This window comes from Pseudomonas fjordensis (assembly GCF_976987115.1).
In genome coordinates, this window is the sequence record NZ_OZ336860.1 from 1,003,981 (window position 1) to 1,027,797 (window position 23,817).

A 23,817-nucleotide genomic window follows, 5' to 3' on the forward strand; every position below is an offset into this window, starting at 1 on the left:
CAGGGGTATGTTCAGCGACGTTTCAACTGATCACTGAGTTGGGTAGGCAAACCTTTGATGGTGAGCGTGCTTGAAGCCTCGTCGTACTCGATCTTGTCGCCCAGGAGGTGCGCTTCGAAGCTGATGGATAAGCCTTCGGCGCGGCCGGTGAAACGGCGGAACTGGTTGAGGGTGCGCTTATCCGCCGGGATTTCCGGCGACAGGCCGTAATCCTTGTTGCGGATATGGTCGTAAAACGCTTTTGGCCGATCTTCATCGATCAAGCTCGACAGTTCTTCCAAGCCAATGGGCTCGCCAAGCTTGGCCTGGCTGCTGGCATAGTCCACCAGGGTCTTGGTTTTCTCGCGTGCGGATTCGTCCGGCAGGTCTTCGCTTTCAACGAAGTCGCTGAAAGCCTTGAGCAGGGTGCGGGTCTCGCCCGGGCCGTCGACGCCTTCCTGGCAGCCGATGAACTCGCGAAAGTACTCCGAAAACTTCTTGCCGCTCTTGCCCTTGATAAATGAGATGTATTGCTTGGATTGCTTGTTGTTCTGCCACTGGGACACGTTGATCCGCGCTGCCAGGTGCAGTTGGCCAAGGTCTAGGTGACGCGATGGGGATACGTCCAAATCGTCCGTCACCATGACGCCTTCTCTGTGTTGCAGCATGGCGATCGCCACATAATCGGTCATGCCTTGTTGATAGTGCGCGAATAGAACGTGGCCACCCGTGGACAGATTTGACTCTTCCATCAATCGTTGCAGGTGCTCGACTGCCTCCAGGCTAAACTGCGTGAAGTCCTGGTTACCGTCGAAGTACATCTTTAGCCAGCCACTGAAAGGGTATGCGCCGGACTCTGCATGGAAGAAGCCCCACGCTTTACCTTGTTTTGCGTTGTAGGCTTCGTTGAAGTCGGACAGCATATTTTCTAGGGCTTGCGACTTCGCCAATTCGTGTTGGCTGGCATCCAGGACCGCAGGTGTGCCGTCGGGCTTCTTGTCGATCAAGTGAACGATGCAATGACGAATAGGCATTAGATGGCTTCCTGAGTACGTTGAGGTTGAGTCCGATCAGCGCGACGAAGTCGGGCCTTAGCGTTGAGGCCTGAGCGGTGATCGCTTGAGGTCGACGAGGTGTAAATGGACCCAAGCCCAGCTTTGGTGAATTTGATGTGGCCACCGTGAGTTCGAGAGACGGTCCAGCCGTTAGCCTCAGCAAACTCCACCAAATAGCGAAGGTTCTCGTGCTGTCCACGTAAACGGCTGACGGTCATTGGTCAACATCCTTGTCTGCCAGAACGTTGCCGGCCTGAATCGCAATGATTTCAGCCTGATCACCAGGAAACTTGGTACCCAGCTCATGTAGAAATTGACGTGTTGCTTCACGTGCGCCTGGCACGCGGAATACAACGCTGCAGTGTTGAACTGGCTCTGGATGTTGCAGGTGGGACATCACAGCCACTTTCAACGAGCAGCTTTGGAGATGACGGGGAACCCAAACCGACCAGAAGTAGCTTGAGAGCAACGCACCTGCGCAGAGCAGTTCGACGGTAAGCGTTGAGCTTGCTGTTTCGGATACCTCGATGTAGCCGAGTTCCTGAAACTCCAGAAGATCGCCTCGCATACTCAACGGGACTACTGTGCTGTGGTCACGAGCAAGGCGACCAATCGATTGAGCAAGAGCGTCCAGTTCAACGGGGTTGATCCCCGTTTTATGAGCGTGAACCACGGCCGAGGCTTCGAACCCGGCACCGGCATGAATGCTTGGGAAAAGGGAGACGTTACTGTGCATCTGACACCTCCAGAAGCTCCTCGATGTCATAGCTATTGCAGGTTGGGCAAATCAGCACGTCCACTTCACCGTCAGGGGAGGCCGGTACAACTCCACTCACCTGATGTATCGGATGGTGACCGTCACAATGACGGCACCAATGAGAGATAGCGGGAGTATTTTTCATGGCTGAACCCCTTGCCAGCCACTGCTGGCACTGAGATTTGCAAAGCGGGTTTGGTGTGGAATAAAGGCGGTGCGCACCGTTCCGGTCGGGCCGTTACGAGCCTTGCCGATGATGATTTCTGCAATGCCTTTGTGTTCGGTCTCCGGGTGATATTTCTCGTCGCGGTACACGAACATGATCAGGTCCGCGTCCTGTTCGATGGCGCCGCTATCACGCAAATCGGCGTTGATAGGGCGCTTGTTCGGGCGGCGTTCCAGTTCACGATTGAGCTGAGAAAGAGCGACTACAGGGCAGTTCATCTCCTTGGCCAGCGCTTTAAGTGCTTGGGAGATAGCGCTGATTTCATTCGCCCGGTTTTCTTGACCTGGGCAGCGCATGAGCTGCAGATAATCGATAAGGATCAGGCTCGGGTGGCCGAACCGGCGAGCCGCACGGCGGGATTTGGCCCTGATCGCACCAGGTGTAAGACCTGATGAGTCGTCTATGACCAAGCGCTCACCGTAGCTATTGATGCGCGAAACTGCGGCGGTCAGTTTTGGCCAGTCTTCGTCATCGAGCTTGCCCTTCAATAGCTTGCCAAGGTCGAGATGGCCAAGGATGGCCATCAATCGATAGAGCAGCGCTTTAGCGGGCATCTCCATGCTGAAAACCTGGACCGTACGATCAGGCTTTGCCTGCAGCGCTGTATCCACAAAGTTCAAGGCCAGAGATGTTTTACCCATCGACGGACGTGCGCCGAGGATGATCAAGTCGGCTTCCTGGAAACCAGACGTCATCTCGTCCAGATCGTCCAGACCTGAAGGCACGCCGGTCACCACTACATCACCATTGAAGTGCTCATCGATTTGCTCGACGACCGCCGTCAGGCACTTGTTGATGTTGACGAACTCCGACGCGCTTTTACCTTCCCCCAAGGCGAAGAGTTGCTGCTCGATGGACTCCTGAACTTCCGTGGCGTCGGCCTGCGGATCTGTAGCTTCGCGAGAGCACTGGTAGCCCAGGGTCATGAGCTGCCTGAGCTGAGAGCGGTTACGTACGATGAATGCGTAGTGCTCTATGTTGGCCACTGACGGTGTGTTTTTGGCTAATTCGCCGAGGTAAGCGAGACCACCCGCTTCGTCGGGATTCTCCAATGCGTCATGTACGGTCACGATATCGAATGGAATGGCTTTGTCGGCCAGGCTGGCAATAGTCCCGAACAGCAACCGATGGTCGTGCCGAAAAAAATCCGAGTATTCCAGCTTGTCTGCGACGAGATCCCAGGCGTTATTGTCGAGCAGCAGCCCGCCTAATACGCCTTGTTCTGCCTCGACGGAGTGGGGGGGGGAGAGGTCGAGGTGGTTCATTTCAAGGGCTCCTGACCAATCTGCATAAAGCCGCTTCCACTAACCGCGTCCAGAGCCTTCACCATCGCCACTTCGACCTTGGCCGAATTGATCATCACCTGCGCAACTTCGGCCACGGCTTTGGCGCGATCAAGTTCCATTGGTTTGTCGGGGTCGAGCAGGCCTTCAATAGTGACGAACAGGTGATTGCGGAGATCCTCAATCTTGTTTTTCATGTTCAGCCTCACGAATGGTGCGCTTGAGTTTGCCGATGGCGCGAATGGCGGACTTCAGCTCTTCCGGATAGCGATGGATGGTGTTACGGCGCATACGCTCCGCTCGTGTGAGCAGCTCTAGATTGTCGAGAGCGATATGGGCCTTATTACCGTCCTTGAAGCACACGCATTGGTTGATGGGCACGGGACCGTAGTGCTCTTCCCACAACAGGATGTGCACACCTTGCCAGTCAACTGGTGGGTAACCGGTGTCAGTGATTTTTCGCTGCAGATACCCATCTTGTGTTGTGCGCAGGCTGCCAACGGGGAGCCAGTTCTCGGGCCGGTTTCCTGCTTTGAACTGTGTTGTTGCCATGCGGCCGACTGAGGGGAGTCCCTTGACGCCTTTGTTCCAAGGGGTCATGCCTTTGGCAAAGCGGTGCTCCGTGCCTGAGCTACCATCAAATCGGCCACAGAGATTGCTGCTTAGGAATTCAGCGCTCTTGGATATGCCAAGGCGTTTGGCCTTGGCATAGACCTGATAGACGCTGAGTCCGATTTCATCGGCCAGGGCCTGGGTCGTTTCGTTGGGATAGCGGGCAATGAGCATGCGCTCCTCAGCCTCACTCCAAATATGATGCTTTTGATCCGGCATCAGCCCCAATTGGGAGCGCGCATGCTCCAAGGTCGCCTTAGCAAGAGGGGATAGACATTGACGTGTCATTGCCCACCTCCGGTAATGAGAGCGGTGTGGCCTGTTTTCCCTACACCGTGGTGGAGCCGAACGTTTTGCCCTTGATTCCAACCTGCGGTTAGCGACCCGGTATCGTGGCCTTTGGCTTCACGGGACTGGATCTCGAAGGTTTTCAGCATTGGATGGTGGTGTTCCAAGTAAGTGCTGATAGCTTTGCTTGTTTCACTGTCCATAGAACCGGCGAATTCAGCCACTTTGTAACTCACGGCGTTTATCCAACCTTCGGCAAACAGAGCGCCGCGACGACGCTTGGTTTTCAGTTGGCATCGCTTTTGTTGGGCCACATGCTCGCGGCGTGCTGCCACCAATTGGTGAAGCAGTGCGGAATACGCGTGTGCAGCGAGCTCTGGCGAAATACCTTTGCCAAGGAACTTGAAAGACCAACCCTGTAAAGGGTTGTAATAGGCAATGTGTTGGCAATCGAACGCTCGCGCACAAGTCTGGGCGAGCAGGTGAAGCCAATCCTGGGGAGCCCGGCGGGTATGTGTGGCAACGCTCGCTTCATCTACCGTATGAGCCGCAACCTCGATGGCTTCGAGGTTGTACTGTTTCATCAGGTTTCGGGCCTGGCGAAGCGCTGTTTCAACTTCATTAGGCGATGCACCGTTGGAGTTGGCCAGTGCAAAGCATTTAGCAACTTTTTCAAGAACTCGTTGCTTATCCATCACTCACCCCCTTCGTGCTGGGTACGAGGGGAGAGCGCCTCTGACCAAAGACGCAGTGTTTCCTCTTCATCCACAGAGAGGTAAACCTGGGCGCGACAGTCCGAAACCTTCTGTTTCAGCATATTTAGACGGTCCTGGACGCTGGAACCATCGTCGTAAGCAATGTCCTGCTCGATAGCTTGCACAACGTCATTGCGCAGGGAGAGCACCGTGCTTATCCAGAACGCACTTGGGCTGGTCCAGCCGATGAGCTTTCGTGTGCGGGCAGGCGACAGGTAATCACGCAGCCTGAGATTGAACTCACCAGGGGAATAACCATTCCTGAAAACGTCTGCGCGGTTGAGCGTCAGCGCTGTTTTAAGAATATCCAGGAGTGGTTCCAGAGCTGCTGGGTCAGGGACGAAAGGTTCCAGATATGTTTCAGCTACAAGGCGCTTCGCTTCCGCATCTCGTGCTTGTTGACGCCGCTTGGCCACGTTTTCGTCGCGGCCGCGCTTCTCCTTTGCGTGCCGTATGTTTGAATTTACTGACTCAATAAGCTTCGCGGCGTCCTGCAAAAGCTGACGCTGTTCAAAGCTCAAGTGAGCGCCTATACGGCCGGGTAGATGCGTACCACTTGTCAGGGAATGGATGTCACGAGCGGTACCACTAAGTTTGGCTTGCAAGCTGCGTAATTGTTGAGCGCTGTAGTACTTGCCAATCTCAAGGATGACGTCTGCAGAAATGCTGCGAGCATCGGTGATAGAGGGCTTTGCCATCTCAACGATCCTCCTTCACCAATTTGGCCACCTTCTCTTCGTTCATGGCCTCGAAGCGGTCGCGCCATTCTGGAAAGAGCTCAATGGCCAATTGCCGGATGACGACTAGGGCTGCTGGGGATTTGCGGTTGGAAGGCTGGCGATATTCCAGGCGGTGTGCTGGAACGCCTTGGGACGCAGCGCTACGAAACACCACTGCAGTAGGAATAATGCTGTCCAAAACGCTGATTTCTTCATTGTCTTGGAATATTTCGCGGACTGACTGCTCGATCACCTGCGCGTCGGTGGTTTGATCAAGGTTGTTTATAGCGATCCGCACGGGAGGGATTTTCATACCCAGGCGCCCATAGGCACGGAGGCCATCCAACATCTGCATGGTCCCACGGCTGAATTCGCGTGCGGCGAGCATGTTGGGTGGAAGAGGGGATATGACCAAGTCAGACGCGAGAACTACCATTTCCAACATGGCCGATCTGGCACCTTGGGTGTCAATCAGTACCAGGTCAAAATGGCCTTCGAATGCCGGCATCAGATTAGCTAGTCGCAATCTGCCGTCCGGTGCCTGCAGGAGCAAGCTGTTCAATTGGTTATTTACGTCGTTCGAGATCACCAGGGACAGATTAGGAATCGTCGTGCTGGAGATGATCTTGAGGGAGTCGGTGATATTGAACGCGAGCAGGTCATAGATGCCGCCCTGAGCTTCCTCGACCAATTGGTAATACGAGGAAAGCGAAGGCTGGGCGGGATCCAGATCGATTAGGAGGGTGCGAAGGCCCGCGTCCGCGCAGAATGCGCCGAGGTTGGCCTCAATGGTGGTTTTACCAACGCCGCCTTTGGTCGAAACGACCGCAGTGATTTTCATGGTTTAGAGCCTCTAATGTGAATTCATTAGAGGCTGCATCGAAAATCGGGTAGATTCTGACCCATAACCAATTGGTTTCGAGACCTGAAAACCAGTTGGCTTTTAACCAATTGGTCGTAGGTTCGAATCCCACACGACCCACCATTTTTGAGACCAGTTAACGCTGGAATCGAATCTTAAGATCAGAGGCCAAAAGCGCTGATCGAAGAAGGCGACTGAAAGGTCGCCTTTTTATTACCGGGGTATAGCGCAGTCCGGTAGCGCGCCTGCTTTGGGAGCAGGATGTCGGGAGTTCGAATCCCCCTACCCCGACCATATTAAAAATCCTCGTATCGAAAGATACGGGGATTTTTTTTGCCTGTTGTTGTAGGAGCGAGCTTGCTCGCGAAAAACTCACAGGCGCCGCGTTCACTTAGAAAGCCCGCGTTATCGTTGACGTTTTTCGCGAGCAAGCTCGCTCCTACAAGGGGCAAGATTCGCTTAACTTGCCCCCCACAGGTGTTATGCGTTGTTAATGCAATTTAAGGCGCGGCTCGGTGCCGCGGCCGATCTTGCTGCCCAGCATCAGCATCGCCGTGCGGAAGAACCCATACAGCGCCATCTGGTGCATGCGGTACAGCGACACGTAGAACATCCGCGCCAGCCAGCCTTCCAGCATCACACTGCCCGTCAAATTGCCCATCAGGTTACCCACCGCGGAAAAGCGCGACAGCGAGATCAGCGAGCCGTAGTCGGTGTACTTGTAGGTCGGCAGCTCCTTGCCTTCAATCCGCAGCTTGAGCGATTTGGCCAGCAATGACGCCTGTTGGTGAGCCGCTTGGGCCCGTGGCGGTACATTGCGGTCGGTGCCCGGCTGCGGGCAGGCGGCGCAATCACCAAAGGCGAAGATGTTTTCGTCGCGGGTGGTTTGCAGGGTTTGCAGGACTTGCAGCTGGTTGATGCGGTTGGTTTCCAGGCCGTCGATGTCCTTGAGGAAGCCAGGTGCGCGAATACCGGCCGCCCAGACCTTGAGGCTAGCCGGGATCACCTGGCCGCTGCTGGTAATCAAGGCGTCGGCGGTTACTTCACTGACTGCCGAGTTGGTCAGTACCGTCACCCCTAGTTTCTCCAGGGTCTTATGCACTGGCCCACCGATCCGCTCCGGCAGGGCAGGCAATACCCGCGGGCCGGCTTCGATCAGGGTGATGTGCATGTTTTCCGGCTTGATACGGTCCAGGCCATAAGCCGCCAGCTCATGGGCGGCGTTATGCAGCTCGGCGGCCAGCTCAACCCCGGTGGCACCGGCGCCGACGATGGCGACGCTGATCTGTTCAACGGCGTCGGTTTGGCCTGCATGGGCGCGCAGGTAGTGGTTGAGCAGTTGCTGGTGGAAGCGCTCGGCCTGCTTGCGGGTGTCGAGGAACAGGCAATGTTGCGCCGCGCCCTCGGTGCCGAAATCGTTGGTGGTGCTGCCTACCGCAATCACCAGGCTGTCGTAGCCCAGCACGCGGGCGGGCACCAGTTCGCGGCCTTCTTCGTCGAGGGTGGCGGCCAGCTGGATTTTCTTCTGTTCACGGTCAAGCCCGCTCATACGGCCCAGCTGGAACTCGAAGTGGTTCCATTTGGCTTGGGCGACGTAGTTGAGTTCGTCTTCCGAGGAATTCAGCGAGCCGGCAGCCACTTCGTGCAGCAAGGGCTTCCAGATGTGGGTCAGGTTGGTGTCGACCAGCGTGATGCTGGCCTTGCCACGCTTGCCCAGGGTCTTACCCAGGCGGGTAGCCAACTCCAGGCCGCCGGCACCGCCGCCCACGATAATAATACGATGGGTCATGGGGATATCTCGCAAGGCTAAAAGAAATCGGAGCAGTTACCCTCGCGAGCGCCAGGCGGCTCATAGCGTCAGGTAACTCAATAGGCGGCTCAGCGCACCGAGCCCGATCACCACTACCAGCACCACGCAGAGGAGCAGCCACGGCCGGAAAGGCTTGCGCTCGACTCTGTTCTGGGAGAGTTGCAGGTACTCTTCGACACGCTCTTGGTCATCGGGTTTCAGGCGGCTGGTCATAAAGGCCTCGTCAGGTAGACGTTGCAAAGGGGCGCCACGTTACAGCCAGGGGCATCACAGGCTGATGCCGACATCAAACACTATGCTGCGGCCCAGGTTGTTGCGCAAGAAGTCCGGCGCGTCGGGATGGGCGAACAGGACCCGCGCGAATGTCGGCCCCACCAGCGATAGCGAGCGCCAGCCCTGGCGCAGGTATTCGGTCGGCGGCGGAAAATGGCTGTTGAGGTCCAGCACTTCGCGCTTGAGGCTGGTAAACGCAATGAGGTCCAGCTCCCCCAAGTCCATGCCGCGTTCTTTGTAGTTGTGAGCTTTTTTACGCAGTGTGGGGGCCAGGCGCAGCAGGAACTCATGGGCGGGGATGCGCCGTGGCTTGGCTTCGCGCCGTACCAGTTGGCTCAGGGAGAAAGCACTGCGCCTGCGCAGCAACTCATCGCGCCACTCGTCGTTCAGGCGACGCCCCTCGTCCAGTACAAAAAAGACCTCGAAGCTGGCGTCGCGAAACAACACGTCGGGCGGCTCCTGGCCCGCCGCGTGAAATTCTTCGACACGGTAGGGCACGTTCAAGCCTTGCAGCAGGCGCTGGCAGACCCAACGCTCACGCTCCCACTTGCGGGCATTGGACAGGAATGCGTTGGCTTGTTCGGCTGCTACGGTGAGCAGGCGCAAATAATCTGAGTCATCCATAGTCGCAGCTTAGCGTTCAAATGATGACCACAGGAAGTCTTGCCTTAAAACGCGGGTGTAGAATGCTCACGTGAAACAGGCCAGGGACGAGGTGTGTGATGAGTTTTTTAGTAAAGGCAGAGCGTCCGTGATCAGTGCAGCGGTTCTGGCACCCCAGACCCTCGGTATCGGCTGGCTGGTGTATGCGCCCGTGGTGATATGGGCGATCCTGCGCTCGCCCTGGGTGGAGCTGTTTGCCGACCGGCGGCGCCAGCATTTGCTGTTCGGCACGGTGTTCGCACTGTTCATGCTGTGGCTGGTGCGGCGGGATTTCGATACCGGTGTTTCCTATCACTTTATCGGCATGACCGCCGTGACCTTGCTGCTCGATTGGCCGCTGGCAATCGTCGGTGGCTTTGCCGCCCAGCTTGGCTTGATGCTGTTGGGGCGCCAGGATCTGGCCGCGCTTGGCGTCAATGGCCTGCTCCTGATCGTGCTGCCGGTGCTGGTCACCGAAGGGTGCGCGCTGTTGGTAGAGCGGGCGCAGCCGCGAAACCCCTTTGTGTATATCTTCTGTTCGGGCTTTTTTGCTGCCGCACTGTCGGCATTGCTGTGCCTGTTGGCCGGCCTGGGCCTGCTGTGGTTCGACGGCCTTTTTGCGATGCCGCAATGGCTGGAGGATTTTGTCGGTTACCTGTGGCTGATCATCTTTCCCGAAGCCTTTATCAACGGCATGGTCATCAGCGCATTGGTGGTGTTTTGCCCCGATTGGCTGGAGACCTTCAACCGCACCCGCTACCTCTCGGCGCCCTGGAAGGACGACGATTCGCAGCGTTGATCCAGGTCAAATGCCGGGCAGCGGCGCAGGTCCATGCTCTGCAAAATTTTCAGGAGCACGAATCATGAGTGTGTATGAATGGGCACGGCAGGAGTTGCGCAGAAGCCAGGACGCAGCGCAGGAAATCGGGTTTGACCCCGGCTTGACCTTGCGCGCCATGCTCAGCGCAGTGGTGCAGCAAAGCAAGGGTGTACGCAGCTTTGAAGACCTGGCCGACGAGTTGCAATACCTTGCAGAAAACCTCGACGACCAGCAGGAATATGCCTTTATGCGGCCTTAGTGGCGCGGCGGCAGGTCTTCGGAAAACAGTTCGTCTTCGGCGTCAGGGGCCACGGGAATCTTGTGTTCTTCAGCGGCCCAGGCACCCAGGTCGATGAGTTTGCAACGGTCCGAGCAGAACGGCCGGTTGAGGTTGGTCGCTTTCCATTCCACGGGGGCACCGCAGGTTGGGCAGTCGACGGTCAAGGGTTGGCTCATGATCGGCCTCCACGCAAAGTAAGGTAAAAGTGGTGCAGTCGCTCGACCTCGCCGTGCAGCCAGGCCAGGTCCTTATCGTTGACCAGCACGTCATCGGCATGGTTCAGGCGGTCTTCGCGGCTGGACTGGGCCTTGAGAATCGCCTGCACCTGTTGTTCGCTGATGCCGTCGCGCTGCAGGGTACGCTGAATCTGCAGCGATTGCGGCACGTCGATCACCAGGATGCGCTGGGTCATGCTGTACTGTCCGGATTCGATCAGCAGCGGTGACACCAGGATCGCGTAGGGCGACTGGGCGCGTGCCAGGTGGCTGCGAATTTCCTCGGCGATCAGCGGGTGCAGCAAGGCCTCCAGCCACAGGCGCTCTTGTGGGACCTCAAAAATCAGTTTGCGCAGCGCGGCACGGTCCAGTTGGCCGTCGGCTTGCAGCACGCCACTGCCGAAATGTTCGGCAATGCGCGCCAGCGCCGGGCGGCCCGGCTCGACGACCCAGCGCGCGGCGTGATCGGCGTCCACCAGGTCGATGCCCAGCTTGATAAAGTGCTCGGCCGCAGCGCTTTTGCCGCTGCCAATGCCGCCCGTGAGCCCAAGAATCCAGGGTGTTGCAACAGAAGTGGTCATCTGAAACCGACAGACTGCAAATAGAAGTCGGTTATTTGACCACCCCAGAGCAATGCAATCCAGCCGGCAATTGCCAGGCAGGGGCCAAACGGCATCGGCGCTGACACCTGGGCCTTACGCAAACGCAACAGAATCAACCCGGCAAACACGCCCAGCAGCGAGGCCATCAGCAGGGTCATCGGCAGAATCTGCCAGCCGCCCCAGGCTCCCAGCAAGGCCAATAATTTGAAGTCGCCATGGCCCATGCCGTCCTTGCCAGTGGCCAGCTTGAAGAGCCAGAACAGGCTCCACAAGCTCATGTAGCCGATGACCGCGCCCCATACTGCATCGGGCAGGGGCGTCAGCAGGTCAGCGCTGTTGAGGATCAGCCCCAGCCATAGCAGCGGCAGCACCAGCACATCCGGCAGCAGTTGGTGGTCCAGATCAATCAGGCTCATCCCCAGCAAGCCCCAACTCAACAGCATCACCGCGCCGGCTTGCCAGCCGAAGCCGAAGTGCCAGGCGACAGCGGTTGAGATCAGCGCGCAGGCCAGTTCGGTGAGGGGGTAACGCAGGCCGATGGGCTCGCGGCAGTGGGCACAATGCCCCCGGAGCAGCAGGTAGCTGAGCACCGGGATATTTTCCCAAGGCCGAATCGGTTGATTGCAGTGCGGGCAGCAGGAGTTGGGGCGCATCAGGTTATAGGCCGGTCCATCGGGCTCGGCTGGCAAGTCGAGAATCTCATGGGCCTGGGCACGCCACTCCCGCTCGAGCATTTTGGGCAGGCGCCACACCAGCACATTGAGGAAGCTGCCGACGATCAGGCCCAACACCAGCGCCAGGCCAACAAACGCCCAGGGATGTTCGCCCAGCAACAGGCTCAAAACGCCGTCCCCAATTGGAATACCGGCAAGTACATGGCGACTACCAGCGCGCCGACAATCCCCCCCAATACCACCATGATCAGCGGCTCCATCAGGCTGGTGAGGTTGTCGACCAAGGTGTCCACGTCTGACTCGTAGTGGTTCGCGACTTTTTCCAGCATGCGGTCCAGGGTGCCGGACTCCTCACCGATTGCGGTCATCTGGATCGCCATGCCTGGGAACAGGCCGCTGTTATGCATCGATTGATTCAACTGCATGCCTGTGGATACATCGTGGCGCATACGTTCGATTGCCTGTTTGAAGGGGCCATGACCGACGGCGCCAGCCACCGAACCCAATGCCTGTACCAGAGGAACGCCCGCCGCAAACGTAGTGGATAGCGTGCGAGCGTAGCGGGCGACCGCGGATTTGTGCAGCAGTTTGCCTGCCACGGGCACTTTCAACAAACCTGCTGCCCACCCATGGCGAAACCCCGGGTGAGTCCGGTAGGCGTGGCGACCCGCGCCCAGCGCCGCGCCCACACCCAGCCCCAGCATCCACCACGCCTGTTGCAGCAGTTCCGACAGCGCGATGACCCCCAGGGTAAACCCCGGCAATTGGCCGTTGACCCCGGCGAACAAGTTCTGGAATTGCGGCACCACATGGATCAACAGCACTGTGCTCACCCCTGTGGCAATTACCAGTACTGCGATAGGGTAGGTCATGGCTTTCTTGATCCTGGTTTTGAGCCGTTGGCTATTTTCCAGATGAATCGCCACGCGCTCCAGTAGGGTTTCCAGGGCGCCGGCCATTTCGCCAGCCGCCACCAGATTGCAGTACAGCTCATCGAAGTAGCGGGGATATTGACGCAGGGCAGCAGCCAACGGGTGGCCGCTGGCAATATGCTGTTTCAGCGCCTTCACCAGTTCGCGCAGTTGTGGGTTTTCGACGCCTTCACTGATGATGTCGAAGGCTTGCAGCAGCGGGATGCCGGCCTTGAGCAAGGTGGCCAACTGGCGAGTGAACAGGGCGATATCTGCGGGCGTTATGCGCGTTTTGAAGGTCGGCAGTGCACAAGACTTCTTGCGCACACGCTCAGGGCAGATCCCTTGCTGGCGCAATTGCACCTTGATCAACGCAAGGTTATGGCCGGCGATTTGCCCGGAGACCCGGCGCCCTTTGCGGTTGATGCCCTCCCAGGCATAGATTGTTGGAGTGTCGTTCATGTGAGGTTGGCGCACCCAGGTCGTGAAGAATTTATAGCTTAGTCAGGTGGCGGAGTCGGGCAGGCTGGTGCTGGGCGATAAAATGTCAGATTGTGCGTCTTGCAGGCGAACGGCTGCGTGGGGATGAGTACACTGGCGCCGTTGCACACTACGGGGCGCAGGACGCGCCTTGTCATGGTTCTATTCTGGAGAGTGAAAGAGATGCGTCAAAAAGGTTTTACCTTGATCGAGTTGTTGATTGTCGTGGCAATCATCGGCATTTTGGCCACCATCGGTCTGCCCATGTACACCAAGCACCAGGCCAAGGCCAAGTTCACCGCGGGGTTGGCTGAAATCAGCGCGTTAAAGGCCGGCTACGAGGACGCTATCAATCAGGGCGAAGTGCCGAAGCTGCCGCTGATCGGTGGAACCAGCCCTACCGCCAACTGCACTATCGAAGTGACGGGCGATGTGGCCTCGGGCGTCGGTACTATCCGTTGTGAAATCCTCGATGCGCCCGCGCCCGTGCTCGGCAAGACCATCACCCTGACCCGCAGCGCCACCAGCGGCTGGAGCTGTGCCACCACGGTAGAGCCTCAGTATGCTGCCAAGGGTTGCGGCGCCAACGGCGCGTGACAGTCGCCGGGCGGTGAGCGAGCAAGTTGCTGCATGCCCAATGCAGTGCTAGCTTTAGCCCACCGCCCGTGTAGCTCAGCCGGTAGAGCAGCGCACTCGTAACGCGAAGGTCGCAGGTTCGATTCCTGTCTCGGGCACCACAGGCACCGCTGTTTCAACGGCAATGTTTTCAGATGATCCCAGAATGGTTCTGAAGGCCAGGTGAGCCGGGCATTTGCGCCCGCTCTTTTGTATCTGCGCAACCTTGAAGACCCAGATGCATTCCCATTCCTCGATCTAAGAGAACAACATGACCACGACTGAAATGACCCAGGAAGCGCGGCACGAACAAGCGCTCAAGCACTACCTTGAGGACACGCCGCAGCTAAAAGAAGAGATCAAGGACCTGAGTGCCGATGATCAGCGCGACCAGATTCAGTGGGCATTCGAGGACGAGGCCGAGAGCCAGAGCCTTCAGCCTTGGGAGCTGACCCTCAAGTACACCACGACACCCGAAGAGTTCGAGGCCGCGCGGTTGGCCTTGCACAAAGAGGCGGCCGAGGTGCTGGGTGTCGATTGGGACGAGTACTGCGAGATGAATAACCTCGTCGTCTAAAAGCAGCCTGTAGGAGCGAGCTTGCTCGCGAAAAACTCAAGACCACCGCGTGCCCCCAGAGGTACGCGTTATCGTTAGGGTTTTTCGCGAGCAAGCTCGCTCCTACAGTTACGGCATCTTCAGATACTGAGGCGCATCGACAGGTCCACCGCCTTCACATCCTTGGTCATCGCCCCGATGGAGATGTAGTCCACGCCGGTCTCAGCGATAGGCAGCAAGGTGGTTTCATTGATCCCGCCGCTGGCTTCCAGCTTGGCTTTGCCGGCGTTCAGGCGCACGGCTTCGCGCATGTCGTCCAGGCTCAGTTCATCCAGCATGATGATGTCGGCACCCGCCGCCAGGGCTTCGCGCAATTCCTCCAGGCTTTCCACTTCGATTTCCACCGGCTTGCCCGGGGCGATCTTTTGGGCGGCCGTAATCGCTTGAGCGATACCACCGCTGGCGGCGATGTGGTTTTCCTTGATCAGGAACGCGTCATACAGCCCGATACGGTGGTTGTGGCAACCGCCGCAGGTCACCGCGTACTTCTGCGCCAAACGCAGACCTGGGAATGTCTTGCGGGTGTCCAGCAGTTTGACCTGGGTGCTCCCGACAAAGTCCGCCAGGAACTGCGCTCGGGTGGCTACACCTGACAGCATCTGCAAAAAATTCAGCGCACTGCGTTCACCCGTGAGCAGCGAGCGTGCCGGGCCTTCAAGGTGGAACAGCGCCTGGTTGGGGCTGACACGTTCACCGTCAGCTACCTGCCAATGCACGGCGACCCGTGGGTCCAGTTGACGAAACACTGCATCCACCCAGGCCGTACCGGCAATCACGGCCGCTTCACGGGTAATGATCGTTGCCTTGGCCAGCCGTTCGGCCGGGATCAACTGCGCGGTGATGTCACCACTGCCGATGTCTTCCAGCAGTGCGCGGCGCACGTTGGCTTCGATTTCGGCGGTGAGGTCGGCAAGACGGAGGTTCGGCATAACAGGCTCCACAAACAAAGTGCCTCGATTATAGGGCCAGCGTGCGTTCTAACCCAGGCTCGCCACTCATTTACCGCACAAAGTCAGAGTGTGCTGGCGCAACTGCCCTCGTTTGCAAGATAATCTCGCGCCTTGCAATTGGCGTCATAGCTTTGACGTCTTGGTGGTAACCGGGATATTTGCAGGGCCTGCCGGGCCTGCTCCCGGTCTATCCACCTCTCAAAACCGCCGTTTCAGGAGGCCAGGATGCACAATGACGGGAAGGTGGTGCCTATCAACAGGGCACAGGCCACGCCATCGCCGCTCGCGCGCCTGCCGGTGGTGTTGCTGCAGGTGCGTGACAAGGCTGCGCAACAGCTGCAGCAGGGTTTGCAGGAACTGTTCGATAACGCCGACGACACCCTGTTTGAAATGGCCGAAAAGGCCCGTAGCACCGTCGACCATCATATTTTTTTCGAGGCCATGCGCGACCTGCGCCTCAAGCGCAAGAACTTCGAACGCGTGTTCATGGAGCAGTTGTTCGTGGCGTTCGCCAACCTGGGCCAGGCCCGGTGCAGCGGGGCGCACCTGGTGCCGCTGGTGTCTTATGAGGCGGTATCCGGCACCAGCGCCGATGACGTGGAAAAAGCCGTGGCCCTGGAAGCGATGCTCGGTCGGGTGCGCCACCGTGATGGCTTGGCGCTGGGGCAATTGAACGCGCGCTTGAGTGAACTGCTCGGCAGGCGCCTGGATGATCCGGAAAACCCCTTGGGCCCGGCGCGGCTGTGTGAGTTTTTCCTGCAAGCAGGACGAAGCCTCGGGGTGGAGATCCGCGTCAAGCTGGTCATGCTCAAGCTGTTTGAGAAATACGTGCTCAGTGACGCCGACCTGTTGTATGGCGAGGCCAACCAATTGCTGATCGCCACGGGCGTATTGCCGGAACTCAAAGCGGTCCCGTCCCGTCGAGCCGGCGGGCGTGCGGCCCGGGAGCATCAGGACTGCTCCGGCCAAGCGGTGGCCGACCCGCCGCTGGATAAAAGCGGCCAGCAAGCGTTCAGCGCCTTGCAGACGTTGTTGGTAGCCGTGCGTGGCAGCGTGGCCCCGACCCTTGAAGCCAGCGCCGAGCCGCAACCCATTGCCACCCGCGATCTGCTGCGGCTGCTGTCGCATTTGCAGCAATATGTACCGGAGCCGGAGTGCGAGGACGATTTCGACCTGCGCAGCCAGCTTGAACAGTTGCTCACCCGGGTCAGTGTCAAAAGTGGCAAGTCGCGGGTGTTGGAAGAAGCAGACGAAGATCTGATCAATCTGGTGGCCATGCTGTTCGAGTTCATGCTCGATGACAGCAGTGTGCCGGACGCTTTCAAGGCGCTGATCGCCCGCTTGCAGATCCCGCTGCTGAAAGTGGCGGTGCTGGACAAGAGCCTGCTCAGTTGCACGCAGCATCCGGCGCGGCGCTTGCTCAATGACATCGCGAGCGCCGTCATCGGCTGGAGCCCGCCCCATGACCACTCACGGGACAACCTCTATCTGTGTATCGAGCAACTCGTACAGCGGTTGCTGAATGAGTACGTCGAAGATCCGGCGATTTTCTCCCAGTTGCTCACCACGTTCAGCGCATTTACAGCCCAAGAGCGCACACGCAGTGAACGTCTTGAGCGGCATACCCGTGACGCCGAGCAAGAGCGCCTGCATACCCAGGTGGCGCGTCAACGTGTGGCGCAGGTGCTCAATCGGCGGCTCGCGGGCAAAACCTTGCCGGCATCGGTGCTGCAATTTGTGCAGCAAGCCTGGAGCCAGGTGCTGTTAGTGGCCGTTCTCAAGCACGGCGAACAATCGCTGCAATGGCAGACGGCGCTGCGCACCCTGGATGAATTGGTCTGGAGCGTGGGCCTGCGTGAAGACACCGAAGCCGGCCGGCGTTTGCTGGAGCAATTGCCCGGGCTGCTCAAAGCATTGCGTGACGGGTTGGCCGGTGCGGCGTTCGATCCTTTCAGTACCCGCGAGTTTTTCCTGCGGTTGCAGGCTCTGCATGTTCAGCCGCTCGACGGCGAGGTGCTGGTCGAAGCCCGCGAGCCTTTTACCCTGGACGCTGGCCCGCCGGCCGCCGACGAATCAATGCCCCCTGACGATCCCGACCTGCTCAAGGTCCAGCAGTTGCGAGTCGGTGCCTGGGTTGCGTTGCAGCAACATGAAGCCGGTACCCTGCGCTGCAAGTTGACCGCAATCATGCCGCCCGCCGATACCTATATTTTTGTCAGCCGCACGGGCCTCAAGGTCCTGGAGAAAAGCGCGGGCCAGTTAGCCCTGGCGTTCAAGCAGGGCGTCCTGCACAGCTTGGACGATGGCCCGCTGTTCGAACGTGCGCTGACAGCCGTGGTGGGTAACCTGCGGCAACTCAATCGCGGCAAGTGATCGCAACCGCAGGGTGGAACGCGGCATACTGGTCACACCTCGTCTCACTCAAGGAGCCTGTATGCAGTTGGACCCCGCCAGCGGTTGGTGCCAGGGCATTCGTCATTGCCCTTCGCCCAACTTCAACGAGCGCCCTGAAGGCGAAATCTCGCTGTTGGTGGTGCACAACATCAGTTTGCCTCCGGCGCAGTTCAAGACCGGCAAGGTGCAGGAGTTTTTCCAGAACCGCCTGGATATTTCAGAGCATCCCTACTTTGAAGGGATAGCCAGCCTACGGGTGTCTGCGCATTTTCTGATTGAACGTGACGGCACTGTGACGCAATTTGTTTCGTGCCGCGACCGGGCCTGGCATGCCGGTATCTCCTGCTTCAAGGGGCGCGAGGTGTGCAACGATTTTTCCCTTGGGATCGAGCTGGAAGGTACGGACGACCTGCCGTTCACCGATGCCCAGTACGCGGCGTTGATCGACCTGACGCGCCAACTGCTGGCCGCTTACCCAGATATCACCTACCAAAATATTTGTGGTCATAGCGACATCGCTCCGGGGCGCAAGACTGACCCGGGCCCCGCTTTTGATTGGACGCGCTTTCGCAGCGCCCTGCAGGATGGAGGACACGAACGATGAGTTTCCTGGTGTTGGTGCTGGCGGTATGGATCGAGAAGTTCTCGGCCTTGCGCCTGCGGTTGCAGCGTGACGGCGGATGGCTGCGTGAACTGGCCAAGCTGGAATCGAGCCCGCGCATGGGCAAGCGGCCCTGGTTGATCCTGCTGGTATTGGTGCTGTTGCCGGTGGCATTGCTGGCCTTGCTGTTGCTGGTGCTGGAGCCAGTGGCCTATGGCCTGTTGGCATTGCCGGTGCATTTGCTGGTGGTGATCTATAGCTTGGGCCGTGGCGACCTATTGGCAGGGCTGGGGCCGTTTCGTGATGCCTGGCGGCGCGGTGATCTGCAAGCGGCCGAGCATGTGGCCGAACGCGACCTCAAGCTTGGCGCCGACAGTGGCGAACAACTGCTGGAGCGCGTCCAGGGCTACCTGCTGTGGCAGGCGTACCAAAGCTTCTTTGCGGTGATTTTCTGGTATTTCCTGCTGGGCCCGGTGGCCGCCCTGGCGTACCGCCTGTTGGCGCTGGCCAGCGAACACAGCCAGAACCCCTTGGTGGCCGAGCGCGCTACGCAATTGCGTCACGCGTTTGACTGGTTGCCGGTACGCCTGCTGGCGGCCAGCTTTGCCTTGGTGGGCAATTTCGTCGGGGTCAGCCGGGTGATGCTCCACGAACTGCTGAGCTGGGACATCAGCGCGGCACAGCTGGTGGAAAAAGTCGGCCTGGCCGCTGCGGAAATCCCGCCGCCAGTGGTGGGGGCCGATGGCATCAACAGCCTGGATCGCCTGTGGGAACTGCTGCTGCGTGCGGCGGTGCTGTGGTATGCCGGGTTTGCCATCTGGACGGTACTCCCCTGATTTGTAGGAGCGAGCTTGCTCGCGAAAAACCTCAACGATAACGCGCGCTTCCTGAATAAACGCGGCGTCGTTAAGTTTTTCGCGAGCAAGCTCGCTCCTACATGGCGTTAGGGCCTCCAGACACGCCGTTAACCTTACGTTACAAAACTCCCTTTCGAATTGAGCTATACAGATAGAGCGCCAAATAGTGGCTATCTGCCGCCGCCCTGCGCCTCAATAAAAATAAAAGAAGGGGAGGTCACCTGTGAAGAGCTTGCTCTATCCCGCCGTCGCGCTGATGAACCGCCTGAGCTTCGGCATGAAGTTCAGCCTGATCAGCGTGCTGTTCCTGCTGCCGATGCTGGCGACCAACTATTACCTGGTGCGCGACTCGTGGCGTGAATACCAGGGCACCCGCGTCGAACTGCAAAGCCTTGACCTGCTCGGCAGCAGCCTGGCGTTGCGTCGCGAGCTGGAAACCCTCAACAACCAGGTTCAGATCAACGCGACCCTCGGCCAGTCCGGCAAAGCGGCAGACCTGGAGACCAGAATCAGCGCCTTGGAAGCGAGTGTAGTGGAGCGCTTGCAGGGCTTGCGCGCCATTGCGACCCAGCCCGAGCAAGTTGCCGTCTTCGACAGTAAACGCGACGAACTGATCGCTGCGTTCAAGGCCCAGCAGCAGGAAACCTCGCTGCTCAACAAAGCGGCGTTGATCGGCAAGTTACTCAACCAGGCCCAGATGTTCAGCCAGATCATTGCCAGCCAAGCCGGTTTGAGCCGTGATCCGCAAAGTGATCTGCGCCAGCTCAGCGACCTGGTCACCACCGTCACCCCTCAAGTCACCCAAGCCTTGGGCGAAGGCCGTGCCATGGGCGCGTACTCCCTGGGGCAGGGCTTTATCAATTCGTCCTCCAGCACCCGTTTTGACGAACTGCTGCAGCAACTGGAAAAACTCCACGGTGAATATGGCTTGAAGCTGCAGGACGCGCTGGGCGCCAGCAAGGCTGCGCACGCCGCCCTCGACATCTCGGCGCAAGCCAGCCAGGCGAGCCTTAAGCAAGGCAGTGAGTTTTTCGAAGAGCAGGTGGTGATGGCCGAGACCCTCGACGCGCCTTGGCAGGGCTTTTATGACGGCGTCAGCCAACTGATGGCCAAGACCTATCAATTGGATGACGCCACCCTGGCGTTCCTCGGGCAGCAGTTGCAGCAGCGCCTGGCGCAGAACCGTTTGCATATGGTGTTGCTGGTCACGGCCCTGGCGGCGGTGTTTGCGCTGATTTTCTATCTCTATGCCGGTTTCTTTGTCTCCACCCGCACCACCTTGCGGCGCCTGGGGGCGATGATGGACAAAGTGGCGGCAGGTGACATGACGGTCACCTTCGTTGCGCAAAGCCGTGACGAACTGGGCGACCTGGGCCAGGTGTTCAATGGCACCGTGGCCAAGATTCATGACCTGATCGAGCGTGTTGGGCATACGGTCAGCCAGGTCGAGTTGCAGGCCGGCCAGGTGCAGGCGGTGTCGGCACAGAGTAACCAGGCGGTGTCCGGCCAGCGCAGCCAGATCGAGCAAGTGGCGACGGCGATGAACCAGATGTCCGCCACCGCCCAGGAGGTGGCGCGCAGCGCGGCGGCGGCGGTCAGCAGTGCTCAGAGTGTCAACGATGAAACCGTCAGCGGGCGTGCGCTGGTGCAATCCCAGCAAGGCGGCATCGCGCGCCTGGCGGCGGAGATCGACGAATCGGTGCGGGTGATCAACCAACTGGCTACCGACAGCCAGTCCATCAGCAGCGTGCTGGAGGTGATCAAGAGCATCGCCGAGCAGACCAACCTGCTGGCGCTCAACGCGGCCATCGAAGCGGCGCGCGCCGGTGACCAAGGGCGCGGGTTTGCGGTGGTGGCCGACGAGGTGCGCACCCTGGCTCGGCGCACCCAGCACTCCACCGAGGAAATCGAGCAGATGATCCTCCGCTTGCACAGCGGCGTCGGTGCAGCGGTGAAGGCCATGGGCAGCAGCCATGAAATGGCGAATGGCACGGTAGGGCAGTCGGAAAAAGTCCAACAAGCCCTGGAAAATATCCTGGGGGCGGTTGGGATGATCGTCGATCAGAACCAGCAGATCGCCGCCGCCGTGGAGCAGCAAACGGCGGTCGCCCACGACATCGACCAGAACATTGTCGAAATCAACCGCGCCGGCGAGCATGCGGCGCAGGGCGCGCAGCACACGGAAGCGGCCAGTCGGCAACTGGCAACCCAGGTGGTTGAGTTGAAGCAATTGATTGGCGCGTTTCGGGTGTAGGGAGGTTCTGAAGGACGAAGCGGCGGGCCATGTGGCTTATGTCCTGATTTACCGATGCGTGTTTTATCGGGGCGTGAATAGGTGAAAATTTATTTCATCCGTCACGGTCACGAGGGGACAAAACGATGGCCGCCGCAATCGGTATCAAAGGGCATTGCGCCCAATGCAACATGACGTTTGAGCTCAAGCCCTGGCAACTGAACGCCATTGCCATTGATATACCGTTTGATTGTACGTATTGCCACTGCGGGTTGCAGTTGGAGTGCGTCAAGCAGTTGCGCCAATTCAAGGCCCTGGACCACTGGGCGCTGGTGCGGCCGAGCATGATCATGCTGACGTGCGCAACCTTGCTGATGGCCTTGGTCGCTGAATGGTTGGGGCTGCTCAGTGTGATCGGGCAACTGAACATTTCGCTGGTCGCCGTGCTGAGCCATTTGCTGGTGGTGCGCTATGCCCGCCATCGACAGACAATGACCTTGAAGTTGCAGGTCATCAACCCGCTACCAGTTGAACAGCTCGCACGCATTGCGTGTGCTCGCCTCAGCCAGCAATAAAGGGCTGATACCCATGCGCTCGGCCAGGGCCGTGCAGATCTGCGGCAGGTGCTGCGGGCTATTGCGCTGGTTGGGGTACATGGCTGGGGCCATATCCGGCGAGTCGGTTTCCAGCACCACGGCATCGAGTGGCAACTGCGCCAGTACCCGGTGCATGCGCAGGGCCTGGGGCCAGGTGGCAGCGCCGCCCAGGCCCAGTTTGAACCCAAGCTTGATGTACTCGCGTGCCTCTTCAGCGCTGCCGGCGAACGCATGGATGATGCCGCCTCTGGGCACGCGGATGCGCTTGAGGGTGGCAATCACGGCGGCGTGGCTGCGGCGAACGTGGAGCAAAGCCGGCAGTTGGAAATCCACCGCGAGTTTCAGTTGGGCTTCAAACAGCCGTTGCTGGCGCTCGTGGTCCAACTGTTCCAGAAAGTAATCCAGGCCAATTTCGCCCACGGCGCACAGTTGCCGGTGGCCATGCAGGCGCGTCAACCAGTCGCCCAGCTCCAGCAGGTCGGCAGGGCGATGCTCATCGAGATACACCGGGTGCAAGCCGAAGGCGGCGAACAGGCCCTCGTCCTGTTGCACCAAGTCCCACAGCCGCTGCCAATTTTTCTGGTACACCCCCAGCACCACCAGGCGCCGCACGCCGAGTTCACGGCTGTGGGCGAGGACGTGCGAGCGATCCTGCTCGAAGTCCTCGAAGTCCAGGTGCGTGTGGGTGTCGATCAGCTCCACGCTCAGGCCTCGTGGATACGCTGCTTGAAGGTCCGGCCAATCGCATGCACGCCGGGTTGGTACTGTTCCTCTTCAATGGCGGCCAGGGCCAGGCGCAGGGCGGTTTCGGCAATCAACTGATGTTGCTGGGCCATGGCGTTGACCGGCAGCGGCAGGAAATCCAGCAACTGCGTATCGCCGAAGGTGCCCAGGCGCAGGGGCCGTGACTTGAGCGGGAAATCATGCAGCGCATCAAACACGCCTTGCAGCAGTACGTAGGAGGTGGTCACCAGCGCGTCCGGCAGATGCCCCAGGCGTTGCAGCAGTTGCTCCATCAGCTCTCGGCCGCAGTCACGGCTGAAGGCTTCGCCCTGTTCGATAATCACTTCGCCCGTGAAGCCTTGCAGCGCATCCCGGAAACCGGCGGTACGTGCCTGGCTGATGCTCAGTTCGGGCCGCGCGCCAATCAGTGCGATCTGCTTGGGCAGCGGTTGTAGCAGGCTGCTGGTGAGTTGCTGGCAGGCCTGGTGGTCGTCGCTGACCACGGAACAGAACTGGTTCGGCTCCATCTCCCGGTCGATGGCAATCACCGGCAGCCCCTTGGCCTGCAGCTCGCGATAGCTGTCATCGCTGGCCGGCAGGCAACTGGCGACGAACAACGCATCGCAACGCCTGGCACGGAACAGTTGCAGCAGTTGGCGTTCGCTGTCCGCTTCATCATCGGAGCTGGCGATCAGCAACTGATAGCCTCGCGCCCGCGCACCTTGTTCCAGCAATTTGGCGATGCGTGCGTAGCTGGGGTTTTCCAGGTCTGGCAGGATGAACCCCAAGGTGCGCGTGTGCCGGCTGCGCAGCCCGGCAGCTTGAGGGTTGGGGGTAAAGCCATGGGCCTGGACCACGGCACGCACACGCTCAACGGTTGCGTTGCTGATGCGCTGCTGTTCGGCCTTGCCATTGATGACATAGCTGGCGGTGGTAACGGACACACCGGCCAGACGTGCGATATCACTGAGTTTCAAACCGGGATTTCC

Annotated in this window: 28 protein-coding genes and 2 tRNA genes; 11 read left to right on the forward strand and 19 right to left on the reverse strand. The window is 59.2% G+C overall.

Annotation, left to right across the window (positions count from 1 at the left end):
- Nucleotides 1-11 precede the first annotated feature (11 nt).
- The 9 genes from yejK to ACWHXD_RS04520 all read right to left on the reverse strand — a co-directional run bounded on the left by yejK (nt 12) and on the right by ACWHXD_RS04520 (nt 6,515).
- Nucleotides 12-1,013 carry a nucleoid-associated protein YejK gene (gene yejK, locus ACWHXD_RS04480; protein ID WP_020303013.1) on the reverse strand — a complete coding sequence of 334 codons (1,002 nt, stop codon included), beginning with the start codon at nt 1,011-1,013 and terminating at the stop codon, nt 12-14.
- Nucleotides 1,013-1,252 carry a type II toxin-antitoxin system HicA family toxin gene (locus tag ACWHXD_RS04485; RefSeq protein WP_020303014.1) on the reverse strand — a complete coding sequence of 80 codons (240 nt, stop codon included), beginning with the start codon at nt 1,250-1,252 and terminating at the stop codon, nt 1,013-1,015. Before ACWHXD_RS04485 ends, yejK begins: the two co-directional genes overlap by 1 nt.
- Nucleotides 1,249-1,770 carry a hypothetical protein gene (locus ACWHXD_RS04490; RefSeq protein WP_020303015.1) on the reverse strand — a complete coding sequence of 174 codons (522 nt, stop codon included), beginning with the start codon at nt 1,768-1,770 and terminating at the stop codon, nt 1,249-1,251. The genes ACWHXD_RS04485 and ACWHXD_RS04490 overlap by 4 nt, the downstream gene beginning before the upstream one ends.
- A 162-nt stretch (nt 1,771-1,932) precedes the next feature.
- A complete protein-coding gene (gene dnaB / locus ACWHXD_RS04495) occupies nt 1,933-3,282 on the reverse strand; it encodes a replicative DNA helicase (RefSeq protein ID WP_020303016.1) in 1,350 nt (449 codons plus the stop codon).
- On the reverse strand, nt 3,279-3,497 hold the full coding sequence (locus ACWHXD_RS04500) for a hypothetical protein (RefSeq protein ID WP_020303017.1): 219 nt from the start codon (nt 3,495-3,497) through the stop codon (nt 3,279-3,281). The genes dnaB and ACWHXD_RS04500 overlap by 4 nt, the downstream gene beginning before the upstream one ends.
- Entirely contained in the window at nt 3,481-4,200 is a 720-nt protein-coding gene (locus ACWHXD_RS04505) for an HNH endonuclease signature motif containing protein (RefSeq protein ID WP_020303018.1), read from the reverse strand. The genes ACWHXD_RS04500 and ACWHXD_RS04505 overlap by 17 nt, the downstream gene beginning before the upstream one ends.
- Nucleotides 4,197-4,895 (reverse strand): DUF2786 domain-containing protein, encoded by a 699-nt coding sequence (locus tag ACWHXD_RS04510; protein ID WP_020303019.1) that lies wholly within the window; start codon nt 4,893-4,895, stop codon nt 4,197-4,199. Before ACWHXD_RS04510 ends, ACWHXD_RS04505 begins: the two co-directional genes overlap by 4 nt.
- Complete coding sequence (locus tag ACWHXD_RS04515) at nt 4,895-5,653, reverse strand: hypothetical protein (protein WP_020303020.1); 759 nt, start codon at nt 5,651-5,653, stop codon at nt 4,895-4,897. The genes ACWHXD_RS04510 and ACWHXD_RS04515 overlap by 1 nt, the downstream gene beginning before the upstream one ends.
- A gap of 1 nt (nt 5,654) precedes the next feature.
- Nucleotides 5,655-6,515 (reverse strand): ParA family protein, encoded by an 861-nt coding sequence (locus ACWHXD_RS04520; protein WP_020303021.1) that lies wholly within the window; start codon nt 6,513-6,515, stop codon nt 5,655-5,657.
- A 238-nt stretch (nt 6,516-6,753) separates the two neighbouring features.
- Here ACWHXD_RS04520 and ACWHXD_RS04525 point away from each other — a divergent pair.
- Nucleotides 6,754-6,830, forward strand: a tRNA-Pro gene (locus tag ACWHXD_RS04525).
- Between the two features lie 196 nt (nt 6,831-7,026).
- Here the strand turns inward: ACWHXD_RS04525 and ACWHXD_RS04530 are convergent.
- From ACWHXD_RS04530 to ACWHXD_RS04540, 3 genes are read right to left on the reverse strand one after another with little or no spacing between them, the layout of a single operon-like run.
- A complete protein-coding gene (locus ACWHXD_RS04530; RefSeq protein ID WP_014716868.1) occupies nt 7,027-8,325 on the reverse strand; it encodes an NAD(P)/FAD-dependent oxidoreductase in 1,299 nt (432 codons plus the stop codon).
- 60 nt (nt 8,326-8,385) lie between these two features.
- Nucleotides 8,386-8,559: a DUF3094 family protein gene (locus ACWHXD_RS04535; RefSeq protein WP_032893628.1), complete on the reverse strand. Its 174-nt coding sequence runs from the start codon at nt 8,557-8,559 to the stop codon at nt 8,386-8,388.
- Nucleotides 8,560-8,613: 54 nt separating this feature from the next.
- Nucleotides 8,614-9,243: a DUF1780 domain-containing protein gene (locus ACWHXD_RS04540; RefSeq protein ID WP_003188431.1), complete on the reverse strand. Its 630-nt coding sequence runs from the start codon at nt 9,241-9,243 to the stop codon at nt 8,614-8,616.
- A gap of 127 nt (nt 9,244-9,370) precedes the next feature.
- On the opposite strand from ACWHXD_RS04540, the gene ACWHXD_RS04545 reads away from it, so the two are divergent.
- Nucleotides 9,371-10,060, forward strand: a complete 690-nt coding sequence (locus tag ACWHXD_RS04545) for an energy-coupling factor ABC transporter permease (RefSeq protein ID WP_138761276.1) — start codon at nt 9,371-9,373, stop codon at nt 10,058-10,060.
- A 64-nt stretch (nt 10,061-10,124) separates the two neighbouring features.
- Complete coding sequence (locus ACWHXD_RS04550; RefSeq protein WP_003171680.1) at nt 10,125-10,340, forward strand: hypothetical protein; 216 nt, start codon at nt 10,125-10,127, stop codon at nt 10,338-10,340.
- Here the strand turns inward: ACWHXD_RS04550 and yacG are convergent.
- From yacG to ACWHXD_RS04570, 4 genes are read right to left on the reverse strand one after another with little or no spacing between them, the layout of a single operon-like run.
- Nucleotides 10,337-10,537, reverse strand: coding sequence for a DNA gyrase inhibitor YacG (gene yacG, locus ACWHXD_RS04555; RefSeq protein WP_003188437.1), 201 nt, complete (start codon nt 10,535-10,537; stop codon nt 10,337-10,339). The genes ACWHXD_RS04550 and yacG overlap by 4 nt on opposite strands.
- The gene (gene coaE, locus ACWHXD_RS04560) at nt 10,534-11,157 is read right to left on the reverse strand and encodes a dephospho-CoA kinase (protein WP_032893625.1); all 624 of its coding nucleotides are present in this window, start codon (nt 11,155-11,157) and stop codon (nt 10,534-10,536) included. Before coaE ends, yacG begins: the two co-directional genes overlap by 4 nt.
- Nucleotides 11,154-12,020 (reverse strand): prepilin peptidase, encoded by an 867-nt coding sequence (locus tag ACWHXD_RS04565; RefSeq protein ID WP_138761277.1) that lies wholly within the window; start codon nt 12,018-12,020, stop codon nt 11,154-11,156. The genes coaE and ACWHXD_RS04565 overlap by 4 nt, the downstream gene beginning before the upstream one ends.
- Nucleotides 12,017-13,225: a type II secretion system F family protein gene (locus ACWHXD_RS04570; RefSeq protein WP_138761278.1), complete on the reverse strand. Its 1,209-nt coding sequence runs from the start codon at nt 13,223-13,225 to the stop codon at nt 12,017-12,019. The genes ACWHXD_RS04565 and ACWHXD_RS04570 overlap by 4 nt, the downstream gene beginning before the upstream one ends.
- Before the next feature lie 201 nt (nt 13,226-13,426).
- Between ACWHXD_RS04570 and ACWHXD_RS04575 the strand changes: the two genes are divergently transcribed.
- From ACWHXD_RS04575 to ACWHXD_RS04585, 3 genes are all read left to right on the forward strand, one after another.
- A complete protein-coding gene (locus ACWHXD_RS04575; RefSeq protein WP_138761279.1) occupies nt 13,427-13,840 on the forward strand; it encodes a pilin in 414 nt (137 codons plus the stop codon).
- Nucleotides 13,841-13,904: 64 nt separating this feature from the next.
- A tRNA-Thr gene (locus ACWHXD_RS04580) sits at nt 13,905-13,980 on the forward strand.
- 149 nt (nt 13,981-14,129) lie between these two features.
- Nucleotides 14,130-14,435 carry a DUF6388 family protein gene (locus tag ACWHXD_RS04585; protein ID WP_032893620.1) on the forward strand — a complete coding sequence of 102 codons (306 nt, stop codon included), beginning with the start codon at nt 14,130-14,132 and terminating at the stop codon, nt 14,433-14,435.
- Between the two features lie 119 nt (nt 14,436-14,554).
- On the opposite strand, the gene nadC is transcribed toward ACWHXD_RS04585, so the two are convergent.
- On the reverse strand, nt 14,555-15,403 hold the full coding sequence (gene nadC, locus ACWHXD_RS04590; protein WP_138761280.1) for a carboxylating nicotinate-nucleotide diphosphorylase: 849 nt from the start codon (nt 15,401-15,403) through the stop codon (nt 14,555-14,557).
- 246 nt (nt 15,404-15,649) lie between these two features.
- Between nadC and ACWHXD_RS04595 the strand changes: the two genes are divergently transcribed.
- From ACWHXD_RS04595 to ACWHXD_RS04615, 5 genes are all read left to right on the forward strand, one after another.
- Complete coding sequence (locus tag ACWHXD_RS04595; RefSeq protein ID WP_499083572.1) at nt 15,650-17,797, forward strand: DUF1631 domain-containing protein; 2,148 nt, start codon at nt 15,650-15,652, stop codon at nt 17,795-17,797.
- A gap of 61 nt (nt 17,798-17,858) precedes the next feature.
- Entirely contained in the window at nt 17,859-18,422 is a 564-nt protein-coding gene (gene ampD / locus ACWHXD_RS04600) for a 1,6-anhydro-N-acetylmuramyl-L-alanine amidase AmpD (RefSeq protein WP_098949592.1), read from the forward strand.
- Nucleotides 18,419-19,255 carry a regulatory signaling modulator protein AmpE gene (ampE, locus tag ACWHXD_RS04605; RefSeq protein ID WP_003188449.1) on the forward strand — a complete coding sequence of 279 codons (837 nt, stop codon included), beginning with the start codon at nt 18,419-18,421 and terminating at the stop codon, nt 19,253-19,255. The genes ampD and ampE overlap by 4 nt, the downstream gene beginning before the upstream one ends.
- Nucleotides 19,256-20,825: 1,570 nt before the next feature.
- Nucleotides 20,826-21,530, forward strand: coding sequence for a methyl-accepting chemotaxis protein (locus ACWHXD_RS04610; RefSeq protein ID WP_414478929.1), 705 nt, complete (start codon nt 20,826-20,828; stop codon nt 21,528-21,530).
- A 125-nt stretch (nt 21,531-21,655) separates the two neighbouring features.
- Entirely contained in the window at nt 21,656-22,084 is a 429-nt protein-coding gene (locus ACWHXD_RS04615; protein ID WP_032893614.1) for a hypothetical protein, read from the forward strand.
- Here the strand turns inward: ACWHXD_RS04615 and ACWHXD_RS04620 are convergent.
- Together ACWHXD_RS04620 and cra are read right to left on the reverse strand one after the other, a co-directional pair.
- Nucleotides 22,031-22,807, reverse strand: a complete 777-nt coding sequence (locus tag ACWHXD_RS04620; protein WP_032893613.1) for a TatD family hydrolase — start codon at nt 22,805-22,807, stop codon at nt 22,031-22,033. The two genes, ACWHXD_RS04615 and ACWHXD_RS04620, sit on opposite strands and share 54 nt — an antisense overlap.
- A gap of 2 nt (nt 22,808-22,809) precedes the next feature.
- Nucleotides 22,810-23,805, reverse strand: coding sequence for a catabolite repressor/activator (gene cra, locus ACWHXD_RS04625; RefSeq protein ID WP_098949587.1), 996 nt, complete (start codon nt 23,803-23,805; stop codon nt 22,810-22,812).
- Nucleotides 23,806-23,817: the final 12 nt, after the last annotated feature.

Coding starts and splice junctions, on each gene's coding strand:
- ACWHXD_RS04575 (WP_138761279.1), top strand. CDS start 13,427: ATGCGTCAAAAAGGTTTTACCTTGATCGAGTTGTTGATTGTCGTGGCA.
- dnaB (WP_020303016.1), bottom strand. CDS start 3,282: ATGAACCACCTCGACCTCTCCCCCCCCCACTCCGTCGAGGCAGAACAA.
- ACWHXD_RS04610 (WP_414478929.1), top strand. CDS start 20,826: ATGTCCGCCACCGCCCAGGAGGTGGCGCGCAGCGCGGCGGCGGCGGTC.
- ACWHXD_RS04540 (WP_003188431.1), bottom strand. CDS start 9,243: ATGGATGACTCAGATTATTTGCGCCTGCTCACCGTAGCAGCCGAACAA.
- ACWHXD_RS04485 (WP_020303014.1), bottom strand. CDS start 1,252: ATGACCGTCAGCCGTTTACGTGGACAGCACGAGAACCTTCGCTATTTG.
- ACWHXD_RS04510 (WP_020303019.1), bottom strand. CDS start 4,895: ATGGATAAGCAACGAGTTCTTGAAAAAGTTGCTAAATGCTTTGCACTG.
- ACWHXD_RS04490 (WP_020303015.1), bottom strand. CDS start 1,770: ATGCACAGTAACGTCTCCCTTTTCCCAAGCATTCATGCCGGTGCCGGG.
- yacG (WP_003188437.1), bottom strand. CDS start 10,537: ATGAGCCAACCCTTGACCGTCGACTGCCCAACCTGCGGTGCCCCCGTG.
- ACWHXD_RS04595 (WP_499083572.1), top strand. CDS start 15,650: ATGCACAATGACGGGAAGGTGGTGCCTATCAACAGGGCACAGGCCACG.
- ACWHXD_RS04530 (WP_014716868.1), bottom strand. CDS start 8,325: ATGACCCATCGTATTATTATCGTGGGCGGCGGTGCCGGCGGCCTGGAG.
- ACWHXD_RS04500 (WP_020303017.1), bottom strand. CDS start 3,497: ATGAAAAACAAGATTGAGGATCTCCGCAATCACCTGTTCGTCACTATT.
- ampE (WP_003188449.1), top strand. CDS start 18,419: ATGAGTTTCCTGGTGTTGGTGCTGGCGGTATGGATCGAGAAGTTCTCG.
- ACWHXD_RS04515 (WP_020303020.1), bottom strand. CDS start 5,653: ATGGCAAAGCCCTCTATCACCGATGCTCGCAGCATTTCTGCAGACGTC.
- ampD (WP_098949592.1), top strand. CDS start 17,859: ATGCAGTTGGACCCCGCCAGCGGTTGGTGCCAGGGCATTCGTCATTGC.
- ACWHXD_RS04585 (WP_032893620.1), top strand. CDS start 14,130: ATGACCACGACTGAAATGACCCAGGAAGCGCGGCACGAACAAGCGCTC.
- ACWHXD_RS04615 (WP_032893614.1), top strand. CDS start 21,656: ATGGCCGCCGCAATCGGTATCAAAGGGCATTGCGCCCAATGCAACATG.
- ACWHXD_RS04535 (WP_032893628.1), bottom strand. CDS start 8,559: ATGACCAGCCGCCTGAAACCCGATGACCAAGAGCGTGTCGAAGAGTAC.
- ACWHXD_RS04505 (WP_020303018.1), bottom strand. CDS start 4,200: ATGACACGTCAATGTCTATCCCCTCTTGCTAAGGCGACCTTGGAGCAT.
- ACWHXD_RS04550 (WP_003171680.1), top strand. CDS start 10,125: ATGAGTGTGTATGAATGGGCACGGCAGGAGTTGCGCAGAAGCCAGGAC.
- coaE (WP_032893625.1), bottom strand. CDS start 11,157: ATGACCACTTCTGTTGCAACACCCTGGATTCTTGGGCTCACGGGCGGC.
- nadC (WP_138761280.1), bottom strand. CDS start 15,403: ATGCCGAACCTCCGTCTTGCCGACCTCACCGCCGAAATCGAAGCCAAC.
- yejK (WP_020303013.1), bottom strand. CDS start 1,013: ATGCCTATTCGTCATTGCATCGTTCACTTGATCGACAAGAAGCCCGAC.
- ACWHXD_RS04570 (WP_138761278.1), bottom strand. CDS start 13,225: ATGAACGACACTCCAACAATCTATGCCTGGGAGGGCATCAACCGCAAA.
- ACWHXD_RS04520 (WP_020303021.1), bottom strand. CDS start 6,515: ATGAAAATCACTGCGGTCGTTTCGACCAAAGGCGGCGTTGGTAAAACC.